Origin of the sequence: Halorubrum sp. SS7 (assembly GCF_005435055.1) — an archaeon.
GTDB classification, from domain to species: Archaea; Halobacteriota; Halobacteria; order Halobacteriales; family Haloferacaceae; genus Halorubrum; species Halorubrum salinarum.
In genome coordinates this window covers 1-855 of the sequence record NZ_SGXV01000162.1, presented here as the reverse complement: position 1 = coordinate 855, position 855 = coordinate 1, and the positions used below count along the sequence as shown (strand labels likewise).

At 66.5% G+C, this 855-nt stretch carries 2 protein-coding genes; one reads left to right on the top strand and one right to left on the bottom strand.

Annotation, left to right across the window (positions count from 1 at the left end):
• The first annotated feature begins 18 nt into the window (after window positions 1-18).
• Window positions 19-372 carry a hypothetical protein gene (locus EXE44_RS17340; protein WP_092921432.1) on the top strand — a complete coding sequence of 118 codons (354 nt, stop codon included), beginning with the start codon at window positions 19-21 and terminating at the stop codon, window positions 370-372.
• Between the two features lie 45 nt (window positions 373-417).
• On the opposite strand, the gene EXE44_RS17335 is transcribed toward EXE44_RS17340, so the two are convergent.
• Window positions 418-855: potassium transporter TrkG (locus EXE44_RS17335; protein WP_137718001.1), on the bottom strand; the 438-nt coding region annotated here is incomplete at its 5' end.

Sequence of the window (855 nt, the reverse complement as noted above, 5' to 3'; positions counted from 1 at the left end):
TGGAATCAATCTCCGCCCATGACCGAATCCTCGGAACGCCCAACGCCGCCGGAAGGGCTCTCCCCGGAACTGGTGGACGCGTTGACCGATCGTTCGCCAGAAGAGCTCCGCAAAGCGATCGTTCACGCGCAGGAGCTACTCCACTATCACGGAGAGGCGGAACTGCCGGTCGAGGCGGAGGACAACGAGGACATCCTCCGCGTCACCGAACACGAGGGGCACACGGAAGTGGTAAAGCAGTTCCGCTGTGCGGACGGCTGCGACGACTGCCCGCACGGTCCGTACCTCTATCACGTCACCGAGGAGCCGCAGCCCGACGGGAGCCACGAGGTTCACTGGTCGTTCATGGGGCGGATGCGAGAAGCGGAGTGACCGGGGCGAGAGGGCACCGGGGACCCGTCGACTCACCGGGACCAGCTACGGGTTCAGTCCCCAAATCCCGGCCCGAAGGAACACCAGCACCGGGATGATCTCCAGCCGCCCGATCCACATGTTGAAGAGGAACATTCCCTCCGCCAGCGGCGGCATCGAGGGGCCGGTGATCCCCGTCGAAAGGCCGACGTTCCCCTGCGCGCTGGCGACCTCGAACAGCGCGTCGGCGTAGGTGAACTCGGGGCCGGCGACGTTGACGAGGACGAGACTCCCGACAGCGAGCGCGAGGAGCCACAGGAGCGTGACGATGGCGGCCTCGCCGAACTCCCGCTCCATCGTCTCCCGGTCAAGCGTTCGGTCGCCGATGCGCGCGGTGACGACCGCGTTCTTCGGGAGGAACACGCGAGAGAACTGCCAGACGATCCCGCGTGCGACCGTGTACCCGCGGACGATTTTGATACCGCCGACGGTGGACCCGGCGGC